This window comes from Mesorhizobium sp. G2-6-1 (assembly GCF_055809095.1).
In genome coordinates this window covers 2,792,938-2,813,568 of sequence record NZ_CM147896.1, presented here as the reverse complement: position 1 = coordinate 2,813,568, position 20,631 = coordinate 2,792,938, and the positions used below count along the sequence as shown (strand labels likewise).

Sequence of the window (20,631 nt, the reverse complement as noted above, 5' to 3'; positions counted from 1 at the left end):
GATCAACCTCCCGTGCCATAGACAAGCTTGTCCTGGCGCGCGCGCAGTTCCGCAATCTTCGATCCCGCTGCCGGTGCGGCATTGGCATAGGTGATCAATTCGCCCTTCTTGATCGGCGCGCTCACCGACCCGCCTTGCAGGAGACCACATGGAACCGCCTTGGCAGAACGCGCCTCTTGCGCTGTCATGATCCAGGCGCGGTAGCAGAACTCACCGATCGCATCGAGCTTGTCACCCGGCTGCATATCCTTCTTGGCAACGGCGCACACTTCGGCAACCGGCTTTGCCAGCGGCACCATGTCGGCCTTGCCGTAAAGCACGACGCGCGCGCAGGTCAGCGGCACTTCCAGCGACGTCAGATGATACGGCCGGTGGAAGGTGAAGTAAGGGCCCGTGCCCATCTTCAAATCTTCCATCCGCTCTGAAATACGCGGATGCGACATGTCGGCGATGACAAACACACCGGGGGCAACACCCTTACCGATGGAATAGTCAACCACTCCAACTTTTGAAAGAACACCGCCATCCTTCTCGGGCACCAGAACTTTGGACAATTCGCCAAGCGTCGCAGCCGGACCGTGCATACCCGGTTTGTCTGGAACCAACCCGGTCGCATTGGCAATGGCCGCCATTTCAACCATCGTCTTGGAGCCGTCGACGAACTCGACCAGCATGCGCACATTCATGTTGCGCCGCGCCGCCTCTTCCTCATAGGCCGGAGGGGTCGCATCAATGTTGAGCGGGTTGTTCTTGCCCTTGCCGGCGGCAACGATCGGGTGGCCCATCGCAGACACAAATTCGATCAGTTCCATGCAAGACGATGGTTCATCGCCAGCGCCAAGCGAATAGGTCACGCCAAGCCGGTCAGCCTCGCTTTTAAGATAAGCGCCGATGGTCACATCCGCCTCGACATTCATCATCACCAGATGCTTGCCATGCTCCATGGCCCGCAGTCCGATCTCCGCACCAACTGCCGGGACCCCGGTGGCGTCGATCACGACATCGATCAGATCGTTGTTGATCACCAGGCTGGCATCGTTGGTCACCGCCACTTTGCCGGCTTCCATTGCTGCCGTCATTGCCGCGTCGTTGGAAATCTCGCGTGAATGGCCTTCTTCGCGATAGGCAATATCAACCGCCTTATGTGCCGATGGCATATTCAGTTCGGAGATCGCTCCGATCTCGATGCCCGACATATGCGCAACGCGCGTAACGATATCAGTGCCCATCTCGCCTGAGCCAATAAGCCCGATACGGATAGGCTTAGTCGAACTGGCTCGCTCCTTGAGATCGCGTGCAAGTCCAATCGGTGCGACATTGATGGCCATATTAAATTCCTCCGTAATGAACTTACCGCTGCGCTATGAGTAATGAACATGTGTCTTGCAATCAAGTCGAATGTTCAAGAATTGCGCGTAATTGGGTGCGCTTCAATGTTTAAGGCGCGCAAGCGTTCGCGCCGAAATAGTCACAGAGTTTGCCGGGATAGCTTCGGCTCGTTGGCCTTTAACTCAATCGCTGCGGACTGTTAGAGCTTTGTCCCGAAGAAACATTTCAGCTTCCGACAAAAGCCAATTGCGCATAATCTGTACCTGATCGGCTTTTCGTGGTTCTCGAGGTGAGACGACGAAGAACCCATAGTCGTCGCAGTAGATGTACCTCAGCGCACGAACCAATGTCCCGCGTATCAAATCGTCTTTGATCAAGACTTCGTTGGCAAGCGCAATTCCTTGTCCAGCAATTGCAGCATCGATAGCAAGCGATTCATGCGAGAATTTCCGAGATTTGAACCTGTTCAAAGAGATCTCGACACCAGCCTTTTGCAAGAATAACGGCCAGAACCCGTGTCCATCATGCAGTAGAACTTGGTCGCTGAAATCCTCTGGCGTCAGAAATTGATCCGGCGTCTTGAGAAGATGCGGGCGGCAAACTGCCGACAACTGAAGCGGAAACAACAGGTCGGCGCGAAGCCCAGAACTGAATGGCGGCCTGGCGTGTCGAACGGCGAGATCAACCCCGTCACTTTGAAAATCCGACAGGCCGTTCGTTGCCAGGATTTGCACTTCCAGATCCGGATTGAGGTCTGTAAATTTACCAAGGCGAGGAATCAGCCATTTCGTTGCAAAAGAAGACGTAACGCTGAGCGATAGAACTGTTTTCTGCGGGCGCAGTTCTTCTGTTGCCTCGGCAATCAATTTAAGCGCGCGCCGCACGGGGCTGAGATATATGCGCCCGGCATCGGTGAGAGCCAGCGAGCGCGGCAGCCGATCGAACAGTTTGACTTTCAAATCCTGCTCCAACGCCCGGATCTGTTGAGCAACTGCGCCTTGCGTGACACCCAATTCTTCAGAAGCCACACGAAAATTGAGGTGACGCGCCGCACTCTCAAACATGCGCAAGGCATTGAGCGGCGGGTAGCGAAGTGGTCCTTGGCGAGAGGTCATCCGATAGTTTTCCTACAGGCACGCGCGTATTTTTCTGATTAGACGAAATCGCACGGCACTGCCACTATGAGCATGATACACAATGAATTTCGTCCTCCCATGAAAGAGCAAGACCATGAATACAGATAAAGTTGCAATCGTCACGGCTGGTGGCAGCGGCATGGGTGCCGCCGCAGCACGCAAATTGGCAGCCGATGGATTTAAGGTGGCGATCCTTTCATCCTCAGGCAAAGGCGAGGCACTGGCTAAGAGCCTCGGCGGTATTGGTATCACCGGCTCCAACCAGTCAAATGATGACTTGTCCCGCCTCGTCGATGAAGTGATTGCCAAATGGGGACGCATCGACGTACTCGTCAACAGCGCCGGACATGGCCCTCGCGCGCCCATTCTGGAAATATCCGACGAAGATTGGCACATAGGGCTCGACACCTACTTCCTGAATGTCGTGCGCCCCGCCCGCCTCGTTGCACCGATAATGCAGAAGCAGAAATCAGGCGTCATTATCAACATCTCGACCGCCTGGGCATTCGAGCCCATCGAAATGTTTCCGACATCCGCAGTTTTCCGCGCCGGGTTGGCCGCCTACACCAAGATATTCGTAGATAAATATGCCGCAGATAACATCCGCATGAACAACGTCCTGCCCGGCTGGATCGACAGTCTGCCCGCGACCGAAGAACGTCGTGAAGGTGTGCCAATGAAGCGCTATGGCACCAGCGAGGAAATCGCGGCAACGATTGCGTTTCTGGCATCCGAAGGTGCTGGATATATTACCGGTCAAAACATCCGCGTCGATGGCGGCGTCACCCGCTCCGTCTAACCTGCAACGAACAAGAAGCACCATCAGACGCAAGACCGGCGGCGTCTCCTCTTCTCATTCATTGCTTGCGGAATATCACCGACAGATTGTTCGCTGGCATCTCATGGATTTCCGGCGGGCCGAAGCCGTGCGTCGTAGCGCAGCGCGCAACATCTTCCAGATTGCGTATGCCCCATTCCGGGTTGCGCGAACGCAGATTTTCATTGAATGCTTCGTTGCTCGGTGAGGTTTTCCGATCATGGCGCAGATACGGACCATAGAGGAAGAGAATACCGCCTTGGTCAAGGGTGGCTTGCGCGCCTCGGAAAAGACCTTCCGCGGCAGACCAGGGCGCGATGTGAATCATATTGAGACAAACGATCGCCGCTGCATTCCCGACTTGCCACGGCAGTTCAGTCACATCGAGACGCAGTGGAGGCAGAATATTTGGCAACGCCTCTGCCGCCATCCACTGTGCGATTGATTGGAGCGCCGCCTCATCGCGCTCGCTTGGCGACCACATCAAATCCGGCATCTCGCGGGCGAAATGGATGATGTGTTGCCCCGTGCCGCTACTGATCTCAAGCACCTTGCCATGAGCGGGCAAAACACGTTTCAGAATGGCGGCAATGGGCGCCTTGTTGCGTTCCGCCGAAGGGCTGATAGACCGACCATCATTCTCGATTTCGTTCTTCTCGGTTCGCATCATTACTCCCTGCTTTCCTGCCAGAGCAATTCCAGGAAAATACGCAACGGTTTTCGTCAGGGATTGGGTGAACAGATGATCCGCTTCAGAGGCACCGAACCACATCCATTCCCAAGCCGGACAACTGCCATTCTGGTACGCGTCGCGACTTGCGCGACCAGCGTGGTTATATCGCAACGCTTATGTCTTCTCGTGGCAATTCAGCCTTGAACCACCGTGAAACCGCATCGAGCGCCTGTTCTGACCGGCGAGCTTCCTTGATGCACAAATAATAATCCTGATTTGTCGGCATGATAGCAGGGTTGAGTAACTCCAGCTTTCCGGAATTCAGATCGGATTCGGCAAGAAAATCCGGGACGAGTGCCGCTCCCAAACCAGCCTTCACCATATCCATTGCGACCACATAGTGAGATGCGAACAGCCAGCCTTGTTCATCGGGCAAATTGAATTCGAAGCCCGAAATCGCGCAATATTCTTTCCAGTCATTGCCAATTCGCCCCGGTTCCATGTCTGTGGTGATCAGCCTGGGGGCACTTTCTGAAACAGGTTCCCGCTTGATAACGGGAAGCAGAATCTCCGCCCGCAAAAACAACGACCAAAATCCAGATTCTTCGGGTAGCGTCGTGATGAAGGCATCAGCGACCTCATCGGTCAGTTCCGGATCGCGTGCATACATTCTAAGCTGCAGATCGACCTCAGGGTTCGAAGCGTAGAAGTTGGCAAGTCGCGGTATAAGCCAGCCGGGCGCAAAGCTGCTGCAAAGCGCAAGCCGCACAACCTCACGGTTGCTGCCTATCACCTCGGCAATGGAGCGGTCTATCTGGGAAAATGCGAAGCGAAGATTGCGCGCGAGTTTCTCGCCTGCCGCAGACAAGGCTACCCCACGCCCGGATTTGGCCATCAGCCGCTCACCGATCTGGTTCGTCAACCGGCGAACCTGATGGCTCACCGCGCTTTGGGTAACGCCCAGTTCATCGGCCGCCCTGGAAATCGATTGAAGGCGTGCAACAGCCTCAAAGGCTTGTAGCGCGCGCAAATTATGTTTGAGTTCCGAGGGCATTCACATCTGTCTGGCCAGAAATCGAAAGGAAACTTGGCATAGGACGCCACGTTTCTTCACAATAAACAACCGATTTATGCTGGAGCCGTGTGATTTCGGCGTGACAGGCCGAACTCCATACCCACCAGTGCTTCGCGCCGATCCGACGCGTATCCGCAAGACACACTATGATCTGACGTCATGTATCGAGGATATTTGTCATTAGACGAATGTCGGCACTTATGCGGGTATGGAAAAGTTAAACCCGTGGCAACGACCATATGGTTCGCCAACCCAATGATCGAGGAAAAGCTATGAAGAAACTGGTGGTTATGACAATTGTGGGTCTCGCGCTCGCAGGCTGCGAGAGCAGCGGTTCCAATATGCGCCAACCTGCTGTCACCATGCCTGGTCCTGCCGTTAGTATGGCTGGCCCTGCCGACCTTTCCGATCTTGTTGACGCGCGTGGATCGTCCGGCGAAACGCAGTTGCAATCGCGCGGTTTCATACTGGCACGGACACGTGGCTTGACCGCATTTTGGTGGAACGGCGCTTCGGGCACCTGCGCAAAAGTGGTAACGAACGAAGGCCGCTATCAGTCCGTCGATACTGTCGCGCCAAGTGAATGCGGCTATTGATTGAACAATATGCGAATTGATCGTCTTGGCGTTGCGCGGCTAACCTACGAATAAAAGCCGTGCCTCGCCAGACGGATCAGTTGATTATTCAATTTCGGAGCGGACTTGATGGTATACGACAAGATCATTGCCTTGATCATCGCACTCATCAGTGGAAATCCCGATACATCCGCTTTCGAAAAACTTATAACTGGTGGCTACGATACTGCCACGCCCGTCACCATCAAAGCCTGCCCGCGCCCTCTTGGCCGCGACGAGATCGAAGGCCAGACAATCATCTGCGGCACCGTTAACGTACCGGAAAACCACGCCACACCGGATGGCCGGCGCCTTGACCTGTTTTTTACGGTACTCAAATCACATTCCACCTATCCCGAACCCGATCCCCTGGTTCACCTGCACGGTGGTCCGGGTAGCGGGATTCTCGAGAGCATCAAGGGCTTTGCCTCTCTGTTCGAACCATGGCGGCAGAACCGCGATATTGTCATGTTCGATCAGCGCGCGGCAGGATTGTCGGGCCGGTCAACGACTTGCTATAAAGCCCTCACGGAAAACGTCGTCGATATTGCTCGCGGGAATGTAGACCATGCGAATGCCGGAGACAGCGACCAACAGTCCACACAGCTATTCAAGGACTGTATCGCCGAATTGAAAGCCCAAGGTGTCGGGCTTGAAAACTACAATACATATGAGAACGCGCTGGATGTCCGTTCCATCGTCAAGACGCTGGGCTATAAGACCTACAATCTCTACGGCATATCCTACGGGACGAAGCTAAGCCTTGAGGTGATGCGCAGCGCGCCCGAGGGGCTTCGTGCGGTCATCATCGACGGCGTCGCGCCACTTTCGGTGCGCTTGTATGACACGCTCGCCGTGCCCGAAAATGAAGCGATCCTGGCATTGTTGAAAGAATGCAAGGCCGACAAGGATTGCAATGGCGCCTACCCCGAACTTGGCACAAAACTCAACGACGCTTTCGCCAACGCTGCGGCGGGGAAATTGTCGATAGACGGCAAGAAACTGCCGGCAGGGGTCGTTTCGCTGCTCTTCGAAAAGCGAAACGGAGACTATCACCACGCCAGCTATACGCCCTATCTCCCTGCCATCATCTACGAGATGGCAGGTGCCGACAAAATGCCAACTCTCCAGATGCTCAGTGACAAGGACCTTGAAATCAACAAACCCGGACCGGACGAAGCCCGACAGGCAGGAACCAAATTATCCGACGATCAAAAACGCTTGCTCGAACTCGTGCTGACAAATGCAGACATCGCAAAGACCAGCGGCAAGGCGCTGGATCTCTCTATCGACGAATTGAAGGAAGCCTTGCGTCGTGATCGCGAACTTGGCCCGTTGCCTGCACTCCTCGATCAGGAAATGTCGAAGGCAAATGGCCCCATCGTTTCCAGCCCCGAGCGGGCGCGTGCAGCTCTTGCCGATTACGCTGCGCTGCAAAATGCAGTACCGTCGAAAGATTTATTGCGCCGCTTCATAGCCAACAATTTTGACGGCAAAGCCCAGGAACGTCTCCTCGCGCTGGTCAACGCCATGTCGGACACCGAGGTTTCAACTGCCTTCGACGCCATCCGCACCGCCGCCGGGCGGCTTGAGCACGACATCGTGGGTAACGCTCACTTGTTCATCTATGCATGTCAGGAGGATCGGCCATACAATTCACTGGAAGGCTACCGCAAACTGACATCGTCCCTCGACTATCCTCAGATCCGCACGAACTGGGACAAGAGCGCAAAAGAATTGTTCTCCGTGTGCGAACTGTTCAAGCCGCATCCACGCGCCGGCATCCACGATCCCGTTGTCAGCGATATACCAACGCTTTCGTTCGGAAGCACATGGGATACTCAAACGGCCGCGAGTTGGGCAAAGCTTGCAACTGAAACCCTGCCTAACAGTCAAAGCTTCATCATCCCCGAAGCGGGGCACGGTGCCGTCATCTATCAGCATTGCGTCGCCGATATGGGTGTTGCCTTCATCAACGACCCGACGAGAAAGTTCGACAACCGATGTGCCGAAAGCGCCAAGCCGAGTTTCTACATCGCCCCATGGGTCAAAAAGGCGAAGTAGCGGCGGCGCTCTTGCCTGTGACCATGGGTCGAACCTTTTGCTACGCGCCCAGAACTCCACTTCCGGCCATGCGGATCGGCGCAGACAATTTTTGAGGATCAAACCATGCTGAATTTGCGTTTTCTGTTTTGCGTTTTTTGCTTTCTTTCCGGGCTCTCGATATCCCCCGCCTTTGCCGAAGCAGACGGACCGGATTACCTTCAAGTCGCGGGCATAGCCTCGAACGATACGCTTAATGTGCGCACCGCACCGTCAACGAAGGGGCGCATTATTGCGCGGCTCGCCAGCGGGACGCTTGTGCGCAACATGGGATGTCGCAAATCCGGCAATCAGCGATGGTGCAAGATATCGGCGCGCAACGGCAGTTTCACCGGTTGGGCCGCGGGGCGCTATTTGCGCGAAGCCTCAAACGTCCGGGTTCCAAGCAGCAACGCACGAGCCCAGCGCGTAAAGTGCAAGGGACGCAGCAGGGATTGCCTGCGCGATGCGCGCAGAATATGCCAGGGTTCTTACCGAGTACTCGACAGCGAAAGCCATGCTGGCGGACTTGTAGTCGATACCATTCCAGGACCGGTGACATGGTATTCGCTGACTTTTCGCTGCGGGCGATCAGACGGGCGGCGGGCGACATTTCGCTTTCAGGGTCGCCGTTTTGATCCTTCAACCCTTTCCGGCGGCAACAATGGCAGCGGCCGCGCCAGTGTGTCGGTTCGTCAAATGTCGGCCTATTGCCGGGGTGAGGCCTCGGCAAAATTCGGCACCCGCCCAACAAACATCGAAACGCGCAGGCCCCAACTCGCCGGGAGCAGTTATTTTGTCTATGGACGGATCAAACATACGGGACGCAATTTCCAATGCCGGTTCAGGTCGAACGGCCGGTTTCTATTTGTGCGCTAAATCATGTCGCCCAAAAACGCGCAGCGGTTTTGGACAACGACATGCATGAAAACAAGAAAAGAAAGGCCGCAAAATGAACCCTTTAAAACGCCACACGCCCTAGATTACCAATGTTCCGGTCGCTTCGTTCGTTGAACCACTCCGACGCCTCATGGCGCTCACTCAGGAGAGCATGATGTTTTCACACGCAAATCGGCTCTTCGTCTCACTTGGCGTTTACGTGGTCTGGATCGTGATCACCATATACGGGGCGACATTTGGCGCTTCGTCGGAAGCTCACTCGCTCAACGAGCTGGTAACAGGAGGCATCGGCCTCCAGTTCGTTTTCGCCTGCGTCTTTCTTATCGCAGTCATTGTCGCGTTTCGATGGCACGATGTCGGATTGCGCGCACCAAGCCCACCAAGATCACTGCTCGTCTTCTGGTTTCCGGCACTTTATCTCATCGTCTTTTTCACACTGATCCTGGCCCTTGGTCTGCCCCCTGCCGGGGTAATATGGTTCGTACTGATCAACACCGCGCTGGTTGGAATTTCAGAAGAGTTGATGTTCCGGGGAATCCTTTATTCGGGATTGCGCACCCGTGTTTCCATCTGGCCGGCGGTCTGGCTTTCTTCGATACTCTTTGGGGCCGTTCATGTGCTCAACGTATTCGTCACCGGAGACCTGCCAGTAGCGGTCATACAAGCAATTGCAGCCTTCATGAGCGGCGTTCTCTACATTGCCCTGCGCATCAGAACGTCCTCATTGTTTCCAATCATCATCTTTCACACCCTATGGGATTTCAGTATTTTCTTGATGATGTCGATAGCCGTCACAGGCAATGCGCCGCCAGTCGACACTGGAATACTGAAGCAGTTTTCTCTCATCCTCTTCGTCCTGCCGCTGTTTGTGTATGGCTTGTTCATTCTGCGCAATGTTAGCCACCAAGCGAACAGTCCCGATGACTAAGCACATCGCCAGAAAATGCGCATGAAAACAAGCACTTACGAGAACTTCATGACTCTCTTTCGAAATCAGGTGCTTTGACTATGTGAACGGATCGAATCTCAGGGAAACACGGATTATAATGAAGGAGTTCAAATGAACCGACGACAATTTGGAGTGGCAGTTGTCGCATCGACCGCAGTTTCACTGGCAGCTGTCACGAAGCTTGCCGTTAGCGCCGTGCGCGTAAACAAGACGGCTGAATTTTTGAGGAACGGTGAGTTCAGCTGGTTTCCGGAGCGCTCACCCAGCGGCCCCGTTCTCATTATTGTATCGATCCCCGATCAGGTCGTTCATGTCTACCGGAATGGCGTTCGCATTGGCGCCTCGACCTGCTCGACCGGAAAGCAAGGACATTCAACACCCACCGGCGTGTTTAAAATCCTGCAAAAGGACAAACATCACAGGTCATCGACCTACAACAATGCACCGATGCCAAACATGAACCGGTTGACCTGGTCCGGCATTGCACTGCACGCCGGAAATCTACCGGGCTATCCCGCGTCTCACGGTTGCGTCAGACTGCCATTGGCCTTTTCGGAACTGCTTTTTTCCGTCACCAAGCTCGGTATGACGGTTGTGATTGCCGACAATGATTCCCATCCCGCCTCCGTCGTTCACCCCGGCATGGTGCTTGGCGATTATGCGAAAAGCGAATTCGCCGCCATCGATCGCGCGATCAAGCAGCGCCAATATTCAGAAGGCCGCGTCGAAAACCGGTCGTCCACCAGCGTCGTCGTCAGCCGCAAGGACCGCTCGGTTATCGTCTGGGAGAATGGCAAGGTCGTTGCGACAGGCAAGGCGGATATCGTTTCGCCAAACAAACCGCTGGGCCAGCGCGTTTACACACTGACCAAGGTAAATGCACGCAGCAATGAACTGACCTGGGTTGCTTCCGGGTTTTCCTCCAAGCGCAACGCAAGCGACGGTGCCCGCACATTGCGGCGCATAAAAGCCCATCCGAAAATCAGAAAGGAGATAGAAAAGCGCATGCAGCAGGGCATGACCCTGGTCACAACGGACGATTCCGCCAGCACGAAAACCACGTCCATCGATTTCACTGTCATGACAGGGCTGTTTTGATCGACCTTTCGACGAAGCACTGTTGGAACGATACCGGGGCAGCCGACCCCATCGAACAGGAGATAAAGCAATGCGCACAGCATTTCTGGCAACATGCCTTTGGCTGATTTGCAGTCTTGCCAATGCGCAAGCCATTCACGAAGAACGCGTACATTTCGGGGAAGGTTTGTCGGGTACGACCTTGAAAGGCAAAATCAAGGGAGACGAAATCATCGACTATATTCTGGGCGCCAGCGCGGGCCAGAATATGGCAATCGACTTCCAGGCCACCAATGCCTCGGCCTATTTCAATCTCTCGCCGATAGACAGCCAGTCGGCAATTCATATCGGATCGACCGAAGGCGATAATTTCGACGGCACTTTGCCGGTGAGCGGCGACTACCGCATTCGGGTTTATCTCATGAGGAATGCAGCGCGGCGTCACGAAACCGCAAATTTTTCGCTCTCGATCTCCGTCGACGCCAGTGCAGCACAAGCACCATCCAAGATGAACCCCGACTATGCAGACGGATTGACGGGGGGCCTGATTTCTGGATGGTCAGGAATATCGCAGCCAACGACACTTTGAATGTTCGCGCTGGGCCAGGAACGGGTAACAAGGTCATTGGCAAACTCGCCAATGGCGACCGCGTTCGCAACATGGGCTGTCAAATGGCTGATAACGCCAGATGGTGCCAGATCGAGGCCGGTGCGGATCAGAAATTCACGGGATGGGTCAACGGCCATTACGTCGCCGAGGCGAGTGCGCCGTCTTCTGACGGCATTGTCAATTCTGAAGCGAGTGGAAAGGTGCCTTGTTCCACGGCTCCAGGTCAGCCAACCGGCACATGTTCGTTTCGTGCTACGCGGGGTGGAAACGGCAATGCGAGTGTCTGGATCGCTCTGCCGGGGGCAAGGAGCGATACATCGAATTTCGTGCCGGCGATCCCATTACCACCGATGCCACAATGGCCGTCACCTTCGAAAAAATGGCCGATCTTTACTTAATCCGCATGGGCGGAAAGGAGCGATATGAAATCCCCGAGGCGGTCATTTATGGCGGGTGAAACCGGTTTTGGACGTCCCGCCCGGAACATCAGCGGTTTTACATCCAGCCAAGCGCCTCACTGATAATCGTCGTTGCTCCTGTCTGTGCACATTCTCCATGCGCGATCAGTAGGCGCTCAGGTTTCCAGCCCAGCATTTTCTGGCGCGCAGCGCGAGCGGGTCCACGACCAAGAAAACTGGCACGCCATTCGCGCGGCGTGCTGCCATGTTCACCCACCAGGCCATCGAGCTGCATCAACTTGCCTTTCCATCCCGACATGCCTTCCCGCTCGTGTCGCTGGATAAGGTCGCAGACGATCGCAGTGCGAGACGCCCGATGGAAAAACGCCACCTCCTCCATTGCCAATGAACCGCGAAAAATCACCTGATCGATGTCGGCGGCCCAAACGGCTTCGGGATCATCGTGCAACTCGGCGTCAAAGCGAAGCTCCGGTTTCTTGCGCGCAAGACCCGGAGGCGCATAGAGCCGTGCATCGGGCCACCGCTTGGCCCATTCTCCCAGGAAAAGATGATGGATTTTGTTGGGCGATACGATGTGGCGCACGGGTCCGAGTGCCTCGACCGCGCTGACCAGTTCATCATTCAGGGAAATCGGCGACCACACCCACAGTCCGCCATCCGAAAGACGCGCAACAGCCATGCGGGTCGGGTAAGGAAAGCCGTAAAACGAGACGGTCGGCCCGTCGGCGAAATAGAGAGACGGTCCGAATTCTTCCAGCATTAGAGCATCGGGCGATTAAATGGAATCAATTCTGTTTCACGAGCGGGGCGGCGATCCACAAGGAGAGACGCGAAGGGCGATGGGGTTCCATCGTTCGAGCGCCTCGACGCAGTGGGCGTCCGCCGATCGGAAACCCGAAGGGCCGGGTGAATTTGCGTCAAATCCATCGGGTTCCGGTTCGGCCGTAGTCCCGCTACGACCGTCACCGGTCCCCTCGGCCTTGCCACAAATTCCCTCCGGCAGAATGATCCCATTTAGTCACCCGATGCTCTAAAATACCTGACACAAATACACGCGCATCAAAATCTACTCGATTATGCGCTCGCGTAAAATTACAAATTCTCCATGTTTCGCCGGCCCCGCAATACGTACATCCGCGACGAAACGGCAAGGTTCGACGCGGCGCATGTCACTTTCCCGAAATCGCTCCAGACCGTCAGTCACCTACTGTTTCTTGTTGGCTCCGCAGTCGAATTCGAACCCCTTCGGAACACGAAACCCCTTGGGCAGCCCAGGAATGTAGCCGGGCGCGGCGTAAGGTGACGGCATGTTTTGTAGCCAGCGATACATTTTGAGATATTTGCGGCTGGCATCATCGCCCATATCGCAATTTCCTGATTGTTTCCGGTCATGAAATTGCCGTTTCCATTGCCAGAATTATAGTTGCCGTTGTTATTGCCGCTATTGAAATTTCCGTTTCCGTTGCCAGAATTGCCATTCCCGTTGCCGTTGCCGCGGCCAATGCTCATTTCAAAGGCCGCAGCCGGCTCTGGTGGAGTTATTCCTGCAAGAACAATCCCGAATATAATGGCTCTGACTGAGAACGTGATGAGTCCAGATGTCACAACATCCTCCCAAACGTTTGATGGCACGCGTGCCTTTTTTCCGTTCAATGCGGGTTTCAGTTACCGTTGTAGTTGCCGTTGAATGATCCGATATTGCCATTGCCGTTGAACGTACCACCATTAAAATTGCCGTTGTACGAACCGATATTGCCATTGCCGGAAGTGCCTGAGGCATTGTTGTTGCCATTGAAGGCACCGATATTGCCGCTGCCGCCATTGAAGGCTCCAATATTTCCGGTTCCGGTATTGCCATAGCCGATATTCCCATCAGCCGACGGCATGCCATTGCCGTTGCCATTGCCGTTACCCCACCCGAAGTTGGCGTTGCCGTTGTTGTTGCCATTTCCCCACCCGAAATTGCCATTGCCATTGCCGTTGCCATTTCCGTAGCCGGTATTGGCATTGCCGTTGCCATTGCCGTTGCCCCACCCGACATTGCCATTGCCATTGCCGTTGCCGTTGCCGGCCGAAAAGGCATAGGCAGTGCTGGCTGGAAGCGCGAGGGACATGAGCCCGGTAAAGGCCAAAACAGTTGCCATATAACGTTTCATGGTTGTTCTCCTCAAACTTGGATTGTTCTCATTTATGGAACTGCTGGACGGGATCGCCTCCGAACTTGAATCCAGAAGCGACCCCGACCAATCGACTAACAACGATTAGTTGTTGTTGTTGCCGTTGAAGTTGCCGCTGAAGCCACCCCAGTTTCCGTTACCGTTCCCGCTGCCGTTTCCGATACCGAAGTTTCCATTACCGTTGACGTTGCCGTTTCCGATGCCGGTATTGGCGTTGCCGTTTGCGTTACCGTTGGCGAAACCCCAGTTGCCATTGCCATTGCCATTGCCGCTAAAGGCACCAGCATTGCCGTTACCATTGAGGTTGCCGTTGAGGGCGCCAAAATTCCCGTTGCCGTTGTTGTTGCCATTGAACGCGCCGGTATTGGCATTACCATTGCCATTGCCATTGCCCCATCCGACATTGCCATTACCGTTGCCATTCCCGCTCCCAATGGAAAACGCTGAAGCATAACCGGTCATCGCAAGAAGTGCTGTCGCAACAATAAGAAGTCGTTTCATCTGATTTCTCCCATATTTGGTTGACTTAAAAATAACGGGATGCCGATCTCCAATGACAAACCGTTACGTTCGACACAAATACGATGCGGAAAAATAAGTATTCGTACAAGTCACGTAAATCCCTAAATTTGGAAGGGAAGAATGACTACAGTAATTTCGCAAATACACTACATGTGTAAGGGAAAACACTACAAGAACAAACTCGGGAGACAAGCCGCTTGAGTGGCAGGATGCCCCAGATGCCGCGCATCTTCTCACAGGCCAAAACCACCCCGTCTGCTCGTTCGCTCGCCAAAGGCGCATGCGAATGTGAAATGGGTCGCACAGCTAAAAGACTTGTCGCGATAAGATGATTCCACGGCGGCGGCACCTGCTTCGGGTAAACCTGTTGGTGCCGCCTCCCAGACAACTGGGAGGCATTAATGAACCAAACATCGATACGTCAAAGCGTTTTTCTGGTGGATAGCTATCCTGTGATGCTTCTGGGCATCAAGGCGCTATTGGAAACCCAGCGAGATTTCGTCGTGGTCGGCACGGCCAACGACATCGAGACAGCAATTTCAGGCATCGAAGCAACACAGCCGGATATCGTCATCTCCGAGGCATCCCTGCCCGGTGACGCCGGGCTCATGCTTGTGGAAAGGCTGTGCCATGACTGTCCCGAAGTCATGACAGTGGTGCTCACCTCCCATGAAGAGCCTGCCTGCGTGCAGCAAATGTTGCAGGCCGGGGCGCGGGGCTTCGTGTTGAAGCGGTCAGCCGCCGAAACGCTGGTTCCTGCCATCCGCGCAGCCTGCGCCGGCGGAATTTATGTCGATCCGGCGATCGTTTCAAAGGTGACATGGTCGCGCACGAACGCTTTCGACGAAACACAGGGGCTCAGCGACAGGGAAGAAGAGGTCTTGAGGCTGGTAGCCAAGGGCTTCAGCAACAAGGAAATTTCATCGAAATTCAACCTGAGCGTCAAGACGGTGGAAACTTATCGAAAACGCGCCAATGAAAAGCTTGGTCTACGAACGCGCGCTGCACTTGTTCACTACGCAATGGTCGAAGGCTGGATGACCGTGTAGCCGGTGACGCCAATCAGCAGGTGTTCCCGCCGCACCAGGGATAGGCAAAAAACCCGCATGCCTGACAGTGTCGCCATTGTCCGGTCTAAACTGATTGATCGAGGTTAGAGCTATGATCATGCCCGCATTTGGCGTACAATTGGCACCACATGAAAAACGGGAAATCGCTATGGCTTCCCAGTTGGCGCATGACGCAAATGTTTTACCGCAGCTAGCGCGGATCGATCCGCATTTGTTCGATCTTCTCTTTAGCGGTTGCAAAGCCGAACGCTACGCGGCCGGCCGGCATCTGTTTGTCCAGGACGACTCCTCAGACCGCATTTACGGTGTCATGAGCGGTGCAATTGAAATTGCAATCTACTCACCGGGGGGCAGAAGCTCGTCGCCAATATCGAAACTCCGCGAAGCCTGATCGGCGAGATCGGCGCACTCGACGGCCAGCCCCGTACCGCCACATCGATTTGCCGCACCGAATGCGAATTGGTCTCGCTCAGTCAAACCCAGCTTTACGACCGCATCGAAAAACACCCTGCCCTTGTCCGCGCCATGATCGAACTTCTGTGCGCGCGGTTGCGATGGGTCAGTGGTGAACTCGGCGATCAAGCCTTCTTCGGAATAGAAGCCAGACTGGCCAAACGCCTGGCATTTCTTGCCACAATGATGGCAGACCGGGAAGGATGGCTTCCAATTTCGCAATCGGAACTCGCCGACTTCCTCGGAGCCACGCGCGAATCCGTCAACAAGACGCTCAATGATTGGCGCACCCGCTCCCTCATCGAAATCAGGCGCGGCGGCCTGCGCATCAACAACGCCTGTGCGTTGCGCCACATCGCCGACTTTCAAAATGACGATTAGAACATCAAGCGGCTAAATGGGATCATGATCGACGCGGACATCATAGCCGAGAGATGAGATAGCGCAGCGCCGACCGGCTCGGCATGAAGAAGTAACCGCCGCCGCGCGTCGTCACGAATTGCGGAATTCCTGTCAAAACGGTCGCTCCTTCCCATGAAGGTATGGTGAAACGGCCTTCGCCGCTGCGCGATCCGATCGTTGGGTCTTTTTCAGCAATAAGTCCCTGAAACGTGGCCGATGAGATCCACGTCTGCTGGATGAATTCATACTGGCGCTCAATGTCCGCATTCAGGCACATGAACAGAAGTCCCTGCTCGGCCTTGTCGCCCGCATCTTTCGGTTTCTCGTAAGTTCGTCCGACCCGGATAATGCGATGGCGTTTGGTGATCCTGATTTGCATGTCCCGATCTTCGCCGAGCGAGTCGCGCGGGTTTGATCGGCGTACATGCGCACCGAGCGGGCATTTGTGTCCTTGCGGGTCTTCCACGCCAAACGAATAGTCATTGTCAGCGCCTCGCTTGGGCCGACCGTCAGGATTGCGCACCAGCGACGAGCCATCAGGCCAGCGGCCCAGCATCTTCGCGGCGATCCACCGTTCGTTGACCTGCGAATTATCCGTCTCATTTGCAACCTGCTTTGCTGCTGCCTTGCAATAGTCGTGGAAAGCATCGACATGCTGCTCGAACTGGCGCACCACTAGGAAGGAACCGTTTCTGCCGAAATCGTGCGCCGCTTGTCGCTGCTTATCAGCTTGGGCATTTCCTGGCACCAGCGGCAGAATGCCGTTCCGATCATGCGTCGCCTCGACATTCGGTGAAGCCGGATAAAAGCCATGCTCGTCACGGTAGCCGAATAAAAACTCACCGGGTGCAACAAGATGCATCGGGGCCACATCGGCATTAGCTTTGGCGGTTCCCCTGACAATCGGTTGCGACACCCCGTCAACGAAACCGAAATGTTCGACAGCCCGCCTGCCCTGACGCCGGATCGCCAACGGCAATTGCGCGCGAACGATCATTCCGGCATCCGCCGTTCGTGCTTCGACAGCAGCAACCTCAGCCTTCAATGTGTCGATGTTCTTGGCGAAACATACAACCATGACATCAACAGGTTTTTGGAGCGAACCCCATTGCCATTTTTCGGGCCTGCTTTCTACGACGTCATCCAGAATACGGCTCCGTTCCGGGTTGCCCATGCCGTGGCGAAAGGCGACAGGAAAACTGTCCAAGGGATTTGCATCAACGCCCCCATCGAGCCCAAGACGGCGCAGCCCCTCGGGGCCGAATGCCACCACCATCGCCCGCTCCGGCCACATGCCATCGCCAAAACTTGTCTTCTTGCAGATATATTCCAGCCAGGTCTTGCGTTGGGTTCTGGTCAGATCCTCCGGCACATGGATCGCCAGCATTTGCGCGGCTTCCAGCAAACCGAACGGACTGAAGAAGATGGATTGTATCTCACCGGTTTCCAGTTGCTCTACCACCGACGCAACGGGTGCACTGGTGTCGCCGCCCACCGATGTTTCCACTTGCGGGCGTGGTAGTGACCCGAACAGGCTCAGCCAGTCCCGCGCTTCATATTCCGAGGCGGTGGCGATTCCGCGCCTGATTTTCGAATTGATGCGTATTCGTATCGTATTGAGATGCGGATAGGCCGAATACCAAAACAGGGTCGGGAATTGTTGCCGGCGCGCCCAGCGCTTGAACCGGTCGCTGTCACATGCGCCGTCAAGAAAAAGCCAGCGAGTTCGCGGATAGCCTTCGGTGTTACTCCACACGCCATTGAGACCAAGGCTGGCCTTGGCGATGAAATCTTCGAGATAACTTTCCCAGCTGCCGCCATAGTTGGAAAGGAACATCAATCTGTTGGAACCCGGCACCGCCACCCAGCGGGCGAAGTGTATGGTGTCGAGTGTACCGAGAATACCCGGCTTGAAGACCTTCTGCGCCGAAATCGAGATCAGATAGAACGCCAGCCTCAATGCGAGCTTCCTCAAGGTTCCCGCCTTCATTGTCGAAACCGCGGTCAGATGATTCTGCTGCCACCGGTCCTCGCGGGCGAGGATCTTATCCAGCCTGTTAAGATCGACCGCCGTATCATTGGGAAGGTCGCGTTTTTCGAGACGCCGCAGCGCAAGAAAATATAAGCCGAGGACCAGCGCGGCCAGCGACAGCAATCCGAGCACTGTCAACAGAAGCGCCGTACCGGCAATGAGTATTGTGCCAGGCACAAATCCGGTCGGATTGCTGAACACGAGCACATAAGTGACCCGCCAGCAGACGAGGATGAACGCGGTGACGATGGTGAGCACGATCGGATTAAGGAGCGTGGCCTTCGTGGCCTTCCACAAACTCCCCTTCGGCTTCTCAAGCAGGCTTTCAGCCGGTTCAAACGCCCACTTGAATCTTTCGTCCGATTTGATCGCTTGCCGGACTTCGGCCAGCACCTTGGCTGCACCGCCATTTTCAGGGCGCGGCTTTTCAACGATTAAGCGAACCGTTTCGGCCAGTTCGGCTTCTGCCTGTATGCGCTCGACCGAGTGCCCCGGCGTACCCGAAAACACCAGCCCGGCATTGCTGCCAAACGAGGCCGAAATCTCGACATTGTGCTTGCGCAGATAATCGCGCAGCTCACCTTTGGCCGGCAAGCCGCAATCCTCCTCGAATATTGGCCGGATGTGCTGCCCGATCCCTACGGCAACCGCATCGATCACATCGTCAATGCTTCCATCACCCGAAACCTCCAGAACGAGAACCCCGGTTGCCTGCGCCGAACCATCATCCGGCATTTCGGTTTCGACGACCGCAATACTGGTGAAATGAATGATGCCCGTATCATTCAGCGCCGCACAAATGTCTTCCGTAGCAGGGTTTCCAAGGGTAGCGATCCTGGTACGCAACTCGTCCAGCGAGGTCGTGTTCTTGATCGGACAGACCACAGTCACCATTGAATGTGCGACTGTCTTGCAAAGCTCCTGGCGTTCGAAATCAACCTTGAAGCTTTCTGGATAAGTTCCCACGCGCTTCATGCGGCCAGCCTTGCCAGCCATACGGCGCATGCCCTTTTTTCGAAAAGAGCACGCATGCTCTCCGCGATCTGGACCCTGGCAATCTCCGCGCCGATGCACTGGTGAATGCCATGCCCGAAAACCAGATAGTCGTGATCCGGGCGTGACATATCAAAGTCATTTGGATTTTGAACGGCTGCGGGATCAAACATCGCCGAAAGCGTTGCCGGCATCACCACCGTACCCTCCTTGACCTTTCGCTCGCGGCGCGTGCCTTTTGCAATGATTGTGTCACGCGCTGTATAGCGCCAGGGACCGACCCAGATCGGCTTGAAACGCATCGCTTCCCGGATCGCTTTGTCCAATTTGTCCGTATCGCTATCTGCCAATGCCTCATCGACAGCTTGCCGCGCCTCGGATCGCGAGAAGATGACTTCGAGACAATTGCCGCCGGCCAGCAGATTGGTCGGAACAAAGCCGACGATCATGCCCATCATGACCGAATGGACATCGGCCAATGAAAGGCGACCCTGATCCAACATGGCCACCAGTCTGGCTAACGGCACATCGCGCTGCACTTCCTCACACCGGATCGCCTCAATCGAACGGTCGATGACCCTGATCAGTCGGTCGGCTGCCACCACGGCGAGTTCGCGTATAACCGTGCTGGCCGTGGGATCGGAAAAGAACAGAGCACTCAGCGCCACCGTCCAATCCGCGAACTCCGCTTCGTCGTCGACCTCGATGCCGATATAATCGCGACAGATGCGCACCGGAACGACCTTCATCAAACCGCCAATCGTATCGAAACCGGGGCTCGCTCTGGTCATGATGTCTTTTGAATGGAATGCGGCGATCGGCCTGACCACGGCTTCGATCTCGGCTGGCGGAAAGGCACTCAAAACCGACGATTTCAGCTGCCGGTAGTCCGCGCCATCCTGCATACCGAGTATGAAGTCCGATCCTCGCGCCATTTCGGCCATTTCGGGTCCATAGGGTGTCTCGAAATCGTCGCCGCGCTCCAGAATGTCACGAACATCGTCAGCACGGGTGACAAGCAGGAAATTGCTTATGGCCAGGTTCGGCCAAAACCGACGCAACAATGCCAGCGCCCAGCGCGGATCGTCAAAAAGATAACCAGTGATGCGGCTTGCAAAACCCTTGGATTTCAATCGGCCAAGATCAAATGGCGGCAATGCCGACAGCGGGCGCTGGCTTTTCTGCGCCTCGCGAATACCCTTGAAGTACTTGATGCTGAACATGCTGCTCAAGTTCCCTTCCATTCGCCACATCGCGATATCGACCATTTGGAGCTACATTCGCGAACAATCCGCGTATGT

At 55.3% G+C, this 20,631-nt stretch carries 20 protein-coding genes and 1 pseudogene; 11 read left to right on the top strand and 10 right to left on the bottom strand.

Translation table 11 applies throughout. The annotated features are described in order from the left end of the window. Window positions 1-2 precede the first annotated feature (2 nt). Together AC0L7S_RS13540 and AC0L7S_RS13535 are read right to left on the bottom strand one after the other, a co-directional pair. Window positions 3-1,328, bottom strand: coding sequence for an NAD(P)H-dependent oxidoreductase (locus AC0L7S_RS13540; protein ID WP_473471538.1), 1,326 nt, complete (start codon window positions 1,326-1,328; stop codon window positions 3-5). 183 nt (window positions 1,329-1,511) lie between these two features. Then, window positions 1,512-2,444, bottom strand: a complete 933-nt coding sequence (locus tag AC0L7S_RS13535; RefSeq protein ID WP_473471537.1) for a LysR substrate-binding domain-containing protein — start codon at window positions 2,442-2,444, stop codon at window positions 1,512-1,514. A gap of 115 nt (window positions 2,445-2,559) precedes the next feature. On the opposite strand from AC0L7S_RS13535, the gene AC0L7S_RS13530 reads away from it, so the two are divergent. Continuing rightward, window positions 2,560-3,264 carry an SDR family oxidoreductase gene (locus AC0L7S_RS13530; RefSeq protein ID WP_473471536.1) on the top strand — a complete coding sequence of 235 codons (705 nt, stop codon included), beginning with the start codon at window positions 2,560-2,562 and terminating at the stop codon, window positions 3,262-3,264. A gap of 58 nt (window positions 3,265-3,322) precedes the next feature. On the opposite strand, the gene AC0L7S_RS13525 is transcribed toward AC0L7S_RS13530, so the two are convergent. Together AC0L7S_RS13525 and AC0L7S_RS13520 are read right to left on the bottom strand one after the other, a co-directional pair. Next, entirely contained in the window at window positions 3,323-3,952 is a 630-nt protein-coding gene (locus AC0L7S_RS13525; RefSeq protein WP_473471535.1) for a DUF938 domain-containing protein, read from the bottom strand. Window positions 3,953-4,115: 163 nt separating this feature from the next. After that, the gene (locus AC0L7S_RS13520) at window positions 4,116-5,009 is read right to left on the bottom strand and encodes a LysR family transcriptional regulator (RefSeq protein WP_473471534.1); all 894 of its coding nucleotides are present in this window, start codon (window positions 5,007-5,009) and stop codon (window positions 4,116-4,118) included. A 293-nt stretch (window positions 5,010-5,302) separates the two neighbouring features. On the opposite strand from AC0L7S_RS13520, the gene AC0L7S_RS13515 reads away from it, so the two are divergent. From AC0L7S_RS13515 to AC0L7S_RS13480, 8 genes and pseudogenes are all read left to right on the top strand, one after another. After that, window positions 5,303-5,626, top strand: a complete 324-nt coding sequence (locus tag AC0L7S_RS13515; protein ID WP_473471533.1) for a hypothetical protein — start codon at window positions 5,303-5,305, stop codon at window positions 5,624-5,626. 108 nt (window positions 5,627-5,734) lie between these two features. Then, window positions 5,735-7,708 carry an alpha/beta fold hydrolase gene (locus AC0L7S_RS13510; RefSeq protein WP_473474291.1) on the top strand — a complete coding sequence of 658 codons (1,974 nt, stop codon included), beginning with the start codon at window positions 5,735-5,737 and terminating at the stop codon, window positions 7,706-7,708. Window positions 7,709-7,813: 105 nt separating this feature from the next. Continuing rightward, window positions 7,814-8,605, top strand: a complete 792-nt coding sequence (locus AC0L7S_RS13505; protein ID WP_473471532.1) for an SH3 domain-containing protein — start codon at window positions 7,814-7,816, stop codon at window positions 8,603-8,605. Window positions 8,606-8,777: 172 nt separating this feature from the next. Beyond that, entirely contained in the window at window positions 8,778-9,554 is a 777-nt protein-coding gene (locus AC0L7S_RS13500; protein WP_473471531.1) for a lysostaphin resistance A-like protein, read from the top strand. Between the two features lie 132 nt (window positions 9,555-9,686). Beyond that, window positions 9,687-10,673, top strand: a complete 987-nt coding sequence (locus AC0L7S_RS13495) for a L,D-transpeptidase (protein ID WP_473471530.1) — start codon at window positions 9,687-9,689, stop codon at window positions 10,671-10,673. A gap of 70 nt (window positions 10,674-10,743) precedes the next feature. Further along, entirely contained in the window at window positions 10,744-11,241 is a 498-nt protein-coding gene (locus tag AC0L7S_RS13490; RefSeq protein WP_473471529.1) for a hypothetical protein, read from the top strand. Further along, window positions 11,208-11,345 (top strand): annotated as a pseudogene (locus tag AC0L7S_RS13485) (SH3 domain-containing protein); the annotation flags it as partial. The gene AC0L7S_RS13490 and the pseudogene AC0L7S_RS13485, both read left to right, overlap by 34 nt. Before the next feature lie 122 nt (window positions 11,346-11,467). After that, window positions 11,468-11,719 carry a hypothetical protein gene (locus tag AC0L7S_RS13480; RefSeq protein ID WP_473474385.1) on the top strand — a complete coding sequence of 84 codons (252 nt, stop codon included), beginning with the start codon at window positions 11,468-11,470 and terminating at the stop codon, window positions 11,717-11,719. A gap of 38 nt (window positions 11,720-11,757) precedes the next feature. Here AC0L7S_RS13480 and AC0L7S_RS13475 read toward each other — a convergent pair whose 3' ends face one another. The 4 genes from AC0L7S_RS13475 to AC0L7S_RS13460 all read right to left on the bottom strand — a co-directional run bounded on the left by AC0L7S_RS13475 (window position 11,758) and on the right by AC0L7S_RS13460 (window position 14,359). Then, window positions 11,758-12,441, bottom strand: a complete 684-nt coding sequence (locus AC0L7S_RS13475) for a DUF4336 domain-containing protein (protein ID WP_473471528.1) — start codon at window positions 12,439-12,441, stop codon at window positions 11,758-11,760. A 444-nt stretch (window positions 12,442-12,885) separates the two neighbouring features. Next, complete coding sequence (locus AC0L7S_RS13470) at window positions 12,886-13,044, bottom strand: hypothetical protein (RefSeq protein ID WP_473471527.1); 159 nt, start codon at window positions 13,042-13,044, stop codon at window positions 12,886-12,888. Between the two features lie 298 nt (window positions 13,045-13,342). Beyond that, complete coding sequence (locus AC0L7S_RS13465) at window positions 13,343-13,837, bottom strand: hypothetical protein (RefSeq protein WP_473471526.1); 495 nt, start codon at window positions 13,835-13,837, stop codon at window positions 13,343-13,345. Between the two features lie 105 nt (window positions 13,838-13,942). Next, window positions 13,943-14,359, bottom strand: a complete 417-nt coding sequence (locus AC0L7S_RS13460) for a hypothetical protein (RefSeq protein WP_473471525.1) — start codon at window positions 14,357-14,359, stop codon at window positions 13,943-13,945. A 422-nt stretch (window positions 14,360-14,781) separates the two neighbouring features. Between AC0L7S_RS13460 and AC0L7S_RS13455 the strand changes: the two genes are divergently transcribed. After that, a complete protein-coding gene (locus AC0L7S_RS13455; protein ID WP_473471524.1) occupies window positions 14,782-15,429 on the top strand; it encodes a response regulator in 648 nt (215 codons plus the stop codon). Window positions 15,430-15,819: 390 nt separating this feature from the next. Beyond that, complete coding sequence (locus AC0L7S_RS13450) at window positions 15,820-16,284, top strand: Crp/Fnr family transcriptional regulator (RefSeq protein ID WP_473474290.1); 465 nt, start codon at window positions 15,820-15,822, stop codon at window positions 16,282-16,284. A 40-nt stretch (window positions 16,285-16,324) separates the two neighbouring features. On the opposite strand, the gene AC0L7S_RS13445 is transcribed toward AC0L7S_RS13450, so the two are convergent. Next, the gene (locus tag AC0L7S_RS13445) at window positions 16,325-19,342 is read right to left on the bottom strand and encodes a Dyp-type peroxidase (protein WP_473471523.1); all 3,018 of its coding nucleotides are present in this window, start codon (window positions 19,340-19,342) and stop codon (window positions 16,325-16,327) included. Beyond that, entirely contained in the window at window positions 19,309-20,553 is a 1,245-nt protein-coding gene (locus tag AC0L7S_RS13440) for a cytochrome P450 (protein ID WP_473471522.1), read from the bottom strand. The genes AC0L7S_RS13445 and AC0L7S_RS13440 overlap by 34 nt, the downstream gene beginning before the upstream one ends. Between the last annotated feature and the right edge of the window lie 78 nt (window positions 20,554-20,631).

Excerpts from the sequence above, each read along its gene's own strand:
- AC0L7S_RS13490 (WP_473471529.1), top strand. The coding sequence starts at position 10,744 with ATGCGCACAGCATTTCTGGCAACATGCCTTTGGCTGATTTGCAGTCTT.
- AC0L7S_RS13440 (WP_473471522.1), bottom strand. The coding sequence starts at position 20,553 with ATGTTCAGCATCAAGTACTTCAAGGGTATTCGCGAGGCGCAGAAAAGC.
- AC0L7S_RS13475 (WP_473471528.1), bottom strand. The coding sequence starts at position 12,441 with ATGCTGGAAGAATTCGGACCGTCTCTCTATTTCGCCGACGGGCCGACC.
- AC0L7S_RS13470 (WP_473471527.1), bottom strand. The coding sequence starts at position 13,044 with ATGGGCGATGATGCCAGCCGCAAATATCTCAAAATGTATCGCTGGCTA.
- AC0L7S_RS13500 (WP_473471531.1), top strand. The coding sequence starts at position 8,778 with ATGATGTTTTCACACGCAAATCGGCTCTTCGTCTCACTTGGCGTTTAC.
- AC0L7S_RS13515 (WP_473471533.1), top strand. The coding sequence starts at position 5,303 with ATGAAGAAACTGGTGGTTATGACAATTGTGGGTCTCGCGCTCGCAGGC.
- AC0L7S_RS13460 (WP_473471525.1), bottom strand. The coding sequence starts at position 14,359 with ATGAAACGACTTCTTATTGTTGCGACAGCACTTCTTGCGATGACCGGT.
- AC0L7S_RS13495 (WP_473471530.1), top strand. The coding sequence starts at position 9,687 with ATGAACCGACGACAATTTGGAGTGGCAGTTGTCGCATCGACCGCAGTT.
- AC0L7S_RS13530 (WP_473471536.1), top strand. The coding sequence starts at position 2,560 with ATGAATACAGATAAAGTTGCAATCGTCACGGCTGGTGGCAGCGGCATG.
- AC0L7S_RS13540 (WP_473471538.1), bottom strand. The coding sequence starts at position 1,328 with ATGGCCATCAATGTCGCACCGATTGGACTTGCACGCGATCTCAAGGAG.
- AC0L7S_RS13455 (WP_473471524.1), top strand. The coding sequence starts at position 14,782 with ATGAACCAAACATCGATACGTCAAAGCGTTTTTCTGGTGGATAGCTAT.
- AC0L7S_RS13535 (WP_473471537.1), bottom strand. The coding sequence starts at position 2,444 with ATGACCTCTCGCCAAGGACCACTTCGCTACCCGCCGCTCAATGCCTTG.
- AC0L7S_RS13505 (WP_473471532.1), top strand. The coding sequence starts at position 7,814 with ATGCTGAATTTGCGTTTTCTGTTTTGCGTTTTTTGCTTTCTTTCCGGG.
- AC0L7S_RS13510 (WP_473474291.1), top strand. The coding sequence starts at position 5,735 with ATGGTATACGACAAGATCATTGCCTTGATCATCGCACTCATCAGTGGA.
- AC0L7S_RS13520 (WP_473471534.1), bottom strand. The coding sequence starts at position 5,009 with ATGCCCTCGGAACTCAAACATAATTTGCGCGCGCTACAAGCCTTTGAG.
- AC0L7S_RS13465 (WP_473471526.1), bottom strand. The coding sequence starts at position 13,837 with ATGAAACGTTATATGGCAACTGTTTTGGCCTTTACCGGGCTCATGTCC.
- AC0L7S_RS13445 (WP_473471523.1), bottom strand. The coding sequence starts at position 19,342 with ATGCGCCGTATGGCTGGCAAGGCTGGCCGCATGAAGCGCGTGGGAACT.
- AC0L7S_RS13525 (WP_473471535.1), bottom strand. The coding sequence starts at position 3,952 with ATGATGCGAACCGAGAAGAACGAAATCGAGAATGATGGTCGGTCTATC.